Annotated in this window: 4 protein-coding genes, 2 tRNA genes and 1 pseudogene; 1 reads left to right on the top strand and 6 read right to left on the bottom strand. The window is 43.1% G+C overall.

Annotated features, from left to right (window positions below):
* Positions 1-887: BCCT family transporter (locus B7C60_RS17440; RefSeq protein WP_245868367.1), on the top strand; the 887-nt coding region annotated here is incomplete at its 5' end.
* A gap of 395 nt (positions 888-1282) precedes the next feature.
* On the opposite strand, the gene B7C60_RS01380 is transcribed toward B7C60_RS17440, so the two are convergent.
* From B7C60_RS01380 to B7C60_RS20045, 6 genes and pseudogenes are all read right to left on the bottom strand, one after another.
* Positions 1283-1356, bottom strand: a tRNA-Cys gene (locus tag B7C60_RS01380).
* 19 nt (positions 1357-1375) lie between these two features.
* Positions 1376-1462: transfer RNA gene (locus B7C60_RS01375), tRNA-Leu, on the bottom strand.
* 280 nt (positions 1463-1742) lie between these two features.
* The gene (locus B7C60_RS01370) at positions 1743-2909 is read right to left on the bottom strand and encodes a D-alanyl-D-alanine carboxypeptidase family protein (RefSeq protein ID WP_099610110.1); all 1167 of its coding nucleotides are present in this window, start codon (positions 2907-2909) and stop codon (positions 1743-1745) included.
* Positions 2910-3118: 209 nt separating this feature from the next.
* Complete coding sequence (speB, locus tag B7C60_RS01365) at positions 3119-4045, bottom strand: agmatinase (protein WP_099610109.1); 927 nt, start codon at positions 4043-4045, stop codon at positions 3119-3121.
* Positions 4046-5956, bottom strand: coding sequence for an arginine decarboxylase (gene speA / locus B7C60_RS01360; protein ID WP_170887422.1), 1911 nt, complete (start codon positions 5954-5956; stop codon positions 4046-4048). It abuts the gene before it with no gap.
* 317 nt (positions 5957-6273) lie between these two features.
* Positions 6274-6386 (bottom strand): annotated as a pseudogene (locus B7C60_RS20045) (hypothetical protein); the annotation flags it as partial.

The following is a 6386-nucleotide window of genomic DNA, read 5'->3' as shown; positions in this document are numbered from 1 at the left end:
GTTTAGGCGCTCAGCAAGCCACAAGTGGCATTAACTATATCTTTGGAACGAATGGCGGCATCGGTATGCAATTTACCGTTATCATTTTTGTTACGCTTATTGCCATCATCTCCGTATTTCGAGGGATCAATGGTGGTGTCAAAGTGCTTAGTAATATTAATATGCTGTTTGCTTTTGCACTGTTGATTTTTATGATCATCGTCAGCTTTACTATCACTTTACAGTCGATCCCTGATACCTTCATGGCGTATGTTGAAAATATTCTTCCGCTAAGTAATCCCCATGGGCGGGAAGATGAAATCTGGATGCATGGTTGGACTGTATTCTATTGGGCATGGTGGATTTCATGGTCACCTTTTGTCGGCATGTTTATCGCACGAGTGTCAAGAGGGCGAACGGTTCGTGAGTTTATCCTTGCGGTGGTCTTTATTCCTACGTTATTAATTTTAATTTGGATGTCTGTTTTTGGCGGTGTTGCGCTCGATCAAGTTGCCAATCACATCGGTGAACTAGGAGCCAATGGACTGACGGATATTTCATTAACATTGTTCCATGTTTATGAGCAATTACCGTTTGGCAGCGTTATTTCTCTCATTTCTATTGGATTGATTTTAATTTTCTTTATTACCTCAGCCGACTCAGGATCACTTGTTATTGATAGTATTACCGCTGGTGGTAAAGTCGATGCGCCCGTTCTACAACGTATTTTTTGGGCTATTATTGGTGGGGCGATTGCTGCGGTCATGCTTTGGGTTGGCGGCCCAGAGGCACTACAGGCCCTGCAATCTGGAGTGGTCGCTACAGCGTTGCCATTCAGCTTTGTGCTACTCTTAATGTGTTTTAGCTTGATCCAAGGGTTAAGAACTGAACAAACTTTATATCGTTAATACATACATAATTAATACAAGGCCAGCGATTGTTGGCCTTTTTTGATTATCCCCTTGCTACTTGAAGCTGCAAGAGCGTTGGTGACGTTCGTTCACCCCAATCACATCGCCTATCAATGCCGTAATTCTGAATGCTCACCATTAACCGCCATCATTGATACGATAACAAAGTAATGGTAAAGGTGACCTTCGGATAGAAAAAACAACGTTGCTGCTTACGAAAGATTCTAGCAGTGAAAGTGAAGCTAGGTTGAATAGAGGGCGAATTTATTCACATAAGTGAAATAAATCAACGGATACACCGGCAACCGCCTTGCCAATTAGATTAAGAGAAAGGCTAAAACAAAAAAACCAGCTCAATGCTGGTTACGATTAATAACAGAGATTCATAGTAATGGAGGCGCGTCCCGGAGTCGAACCGAGGTCCACGGATTTGCAATCCGCTGCATGGCCACTCTGCCAACGCGCCTTTACTGTCTTTCGATAGATGGTGCCCCGGGCCGGACTTGAACCGGCACGACTCGAAAGTCGAGGGATTTTAAATCCCTTGTGTCTACCAATTTCACCACCAGGGCAACGCGCATTACGCTAGGCTCACACTATCTATTCCCGTTTCGCCTTGGGAACGAGACGTACTTTAACGTATTCAGCCATAAGGTCAATAAAAAAATTACTAAAATCAATCAAATGGTTAATAAACACCCCAAGCAGTATAGATAGGCATCAAATAGGATAATTCTCAAACAGCTTTGTGCAATAACGTTATCTGCTCACACAAATTAAACTCAGGATGTATGACGAAGAACTCACCATCATTTATTAATACCTCCGCTTGATCCTTAAGTCAAAACGACATTAAAACCAACCAGCAAAGAAGCGCTTAATGCTATCGAACAGACGTTTAAACCAGTTCCCTTCTTCCACTGTTTCCAAAGCCACTAGTGCGGCTTCTCCAACTTGATGTCCATCAACTTGATAAATCACTTTGCCAATCACCTCGCCCTGTTTCAGTGGCGCTTCCAGCTCCTTATCTAATTCAATAACACCGCTGAGTTTTGCTAATTCACCTTTAATAAGCGTTAAATAAGTCGTGTGTGCAACCCCGACCGCAACTTGATCTTGCTTCCCGCTCCAAATTCTGACGCTCTCTAGCACTTCATTGTTTTGATGGGGTGAGATGGTCTCAAAAAACCTAAAGCCATAGCTGAGTAATTGTTTACTTTCTGATTCTCGTGATTTTTGGCTATTTGCTCCCATGACAACCGAAATTAAACGCATATCACCATCGGTTGCTGAGGTTGCTAAGCTGTAACCAGCTCCGCTGGTAAAGCCGGTTTTCATTCCATCGACATTCAAACTGCGATCACGTAACAGTCCATTACGGTTGTATTGAGTAATGCCGTTATACGAGAATGACGTTTCGCTATAAAGCGGGTAGATTTCCGGTAAATCACGAATAATCGCTTGGGCGAGTTTGGCTATATCATAAGGCGTGCTGTATAGCCCCTCACTATCGAGGCCATGAGGATTGGTAAATGAGGTGTTTTCTAACCCCAGTTTTTGGGCCCATAAATTCATTAGATCCACAAAAGCACTTTCTGAACCTGCAACATGCTCAGCAATGGCAACGCTAGCATCATTGCCAGACTGCACAATAAGCCCTCGATATAAGTCCATCATGTTGACTTGCTTTCCAACCTCGATAAACATCTTTGAAGAATCTGGAAAGTTTTTAGCCCAGGCTTTATGGCTAATGGTCACTTGATCAGCTGCGCTAATTTTACCTTGCTTAAGACCTTGTCCCGCCACATAGGAGGTCATCAATTTTGTTAAGCTAGCAGGGTTTAGCCGCTCATGAGCATGATGTTGAACCAATACCCTTCCCGTGTGGTAATCCATCAACACATACCCTTTCGCCGAAAGTTGAGGCGGATTCGGCACGACAATGGGTGTAGAATGACCCAGACTTGGCAAAAGAGATAATCCGATCGTAGACAACACGATTGACTTGATATTTTTCATAATCTATATCCCAAAAAATCATGCAAAAATAAATCACTGGCTTTAGATTACCTTGTTTCGAGATCGGTATTAAGACCGTTATGTAAACGAACGTAACAAACCGATTCATTTCCTACGCTTGATTAAAAGTTAGGTAATTTTGGACATTAAAATCTGATAAAAAAACCGAGCGTACACAAGCTCGGTTTCCATCAGCAGCTAACGTCTAGTTATTCTATCTCTTGACGAGATGCCCACACATAAAGCAGCTCCAAGGCAATCGTTGCTCCCGCTAAAGCGGTCACATCACTCTGATCATAAGGAGGAGACACCTCTACGACATCCATTCCAACCAAATTGATGCCTTTGAGTGCACGAATAATTTTTAAAATTTTATCGGAATTTAAACCACCACACACCGGGGTACCGGTACCGGGAGCAAACGCAGGATCTAAACAATCGATGTCAAACGTCAAATAGACCGGCTTATCGGCAACAATCTGACGAATTCGCTCAACAATCTCCTCAACTGGCATGTCATTGGCTTGCATCGCATTAATCACATTAAAACCGTGTCCTTGCTGTTTATACTCGGTTCGAATACCAATTTGGACCGAATGTTTCGGTGAAATCAATCCTTCTTTGGGAGCATGATAAAACATCGTCCCATGATCATAAGCACTGCCATTAGCATAAGTATCAGTATGCGCATCAAAATGAATCAATGCCATTTCACCGACATGCTTAGCATAAGCACGTAAGATCGGCAAAGTAATAAAATGATCGCCCCCTAATGCAAGTAACGTTTTACCACTTTTGACGATTTCATTTGCGGCCGCCTCTAGACGATAAGTAAAATCTTCCGCATCACCGCAATCAAACACTAGATCACCGGCGTCAATCACCTTGGTTTGCTCAAATAAATTGAACTCCCAAGGAAATTTTTTGCCTTCCCACGCTAAATTCACCGATGCACGACGAATCGCATCCGGCCCCATTCTAGCTCCCGGGCGACCCGATGTAGCCATATCAAGCGGAACCCCAAGTACAACGACATCGGCTTCAGTATCGACTGGGTTTCTCACATACGGGCGACGGACAAAAGTCATCGCATTGGAGTAGAGTGAATAATCAGTTTTCGTAAACAAATCATTCATTTAAAAATCCTCTAAATAAGTATAACCACTCAGGCCTTGTTCTAACTCTTCCAGCACGGTTGCCTGCTCTTGCTCTGCCACTCGTTGACTGACTAGCTGACGATAATTGGCACGAATTGCATCGACATCAATATGAACATAACGCATCATATCCTCAACCGTATCGCCTTCATTGATAAAGGTAATTTCTGACTCACCTTGATCATTGATATGCACAACCACGCTATGAGTATCGCCAAACAAGTTATGCATATCACCTAAAATTTCCTGATAGGCTCCAACTAGGAAAAATCCCATCAGATAGGGCGTATCTTTCGACCAAGCAGGAACGGGTAAGGTGGTTTCAATACCCTGTCCTTCGACATATTGCTCTATTGCGCCATCTGAGTCGCATGTAATATCTAACATCACCGCTCGCCGATCGTCGACATGCTCTAACCCCGACAAGGGCAATACGGGAAATACTTGATCAATTCCCCATGCATCTGGTAAGGATTGAAAAAGTGAAAAGTTGACAAAAAATTTATCAGCCAACCGTTCTTGTAACTCATCTAAAATGGGGCGATGGAAACGGTTTTTCGTACTCATTTTTAAACGTAGTTCATGATAAATACGTAACGAAAGTTGTTCGATCCATGCACGATGGGGTAAGTTAATCACCCCGGACGCAAAGAGCGTGTGCGCCTCGGATAAATCACTCTGGGTATCATTGTAAATCTCAATTAACGCTCGAGCATCGGTTCCTTCTCGTAATGTTTCCCAACTACGCCACATATTTTGCATCAATAACGGAGCATCGGCATCCGGCTCACTGATCGTTTCAGGGCTATAAATCTCTGTTCCAATCACATTGGTAATTAATACCGCATGATGAGCAGTAATTGAACGGCCCGATTCAGAAATAATGATCGGTTTCGGTTGTTGATAAAGAGTGCACATATCCGCAACAACACTGACAATATTGCGTGCATACTCTTGCAGACCATAGTTCATAGAATTGGAAGACTGGCTGCGCGTGCCATCATAATCGACCGCCAAACCTCCGCCTACATCAAAATAGTCAATTTGTGCCCCCAGCTCTCTTAGTTCACAATAAAAACGAGCGGCTTCATTGACGCCATTTCTGACGTCACGGATATTGGCCATTTGTGAACCAAGATGAAAATGCACCAGTTGTAACGTATCTAACTGTTGCTCTACTTTTAAACGCTCAATCACTGTTAATACTTGTGCCGCCGCTAAACCAAATTTTGATTTTTCGCCACCACTCGACTGCCACTTTCCTGCTCCCTGCGAAGCTAAACGGATGCGCAAACCCAAGCGCGGTTGTACGCCAAGGCTCTTGGCTTCTTTGAGCACAAGCTCCAACTCTGACAGTTTTTCTAATACAATAAAAACTTTATGCCCAAGCTTTTCACCAATTAGTGCTAACCGAATGTATTCTCTATCTTTATAACCATTACATACAATCACCGAACTGGCTTGCTGAGCCATAGCAAGAACGGCCAAAAGTTCAGGTTTACTTCCGGCCTCAAGCCCTAGCTGCTTTGTTTCTAACTTAGCTTGGCTAGCCAGTATTTCATCTACCACTTCTTTTTGTTGATTCACTTTTATCGGATACACCAACAAATATTGGTTGGGATAATCACATTCTTCTATTGCTTGGTTAAAAGCATCACAAATATTATGAACTCGTTGGTGCAAAATTTGTGGGAAACGCACAAGGACGGGTAAATTGAGATTACGAGCCTCCAACTGTTGAACAATCGAACTCAAGGCCGTTGAATAGGCTCGATCTTTACGAGGAGAAACATACACTTCACCTTGATCATTAATGCCATAAAACCCTTGGCTCCAGTAATGAACGTTATAATCCGCACGAACGCGATCCAATTTGGATGATTTTTCCACTTGATATCTCACAAAAACAAAGAGAATGTAGTGGCGACTCAATACAAGTCGCCCTCCCCGACACCCTGAGGGTCTCGCGCTTTATCCGCGAAAAACCAAGGTGTGTCTAATGATAATAATTTGTCGTTAAGACAACACTTCGTTATGCGTTAAACAGCTCGGCCTATCCCCAAATAACTTGGCGTTGCAGGTCGGCGGCAAGTGAGTGACAAATTTGTCTGGAACAATTTGAACAGCCGTAGGCTGGCCTTTGAATGAACGTAGCCAACACCCCTGCAGATTCAAGTAACAAGGGGATATACCATAATCATAAAAAATTAACTGATATTACCGCTAATTAACGCATCAAAACGTTTATTGCCATATAAAGATTCAAAGTCAGGCTCATCAGCAATCAATTCTCGCAACGAAGGGCTGATATCCGTAGCTC

The sequence above is a fragment of the Vibrio fujianensis genome (assembly GCF_002749895.1).
Classification (GTDB): Bacteria; Pseudomonadota; Gammaproteobacteria; order Enterobacterales; family Vibrionaceae; genus Vibrio; species Vibrio fujianensis.
This window is presented reverse-complemented; position numbering and strand designations above follow the sequence as displayed.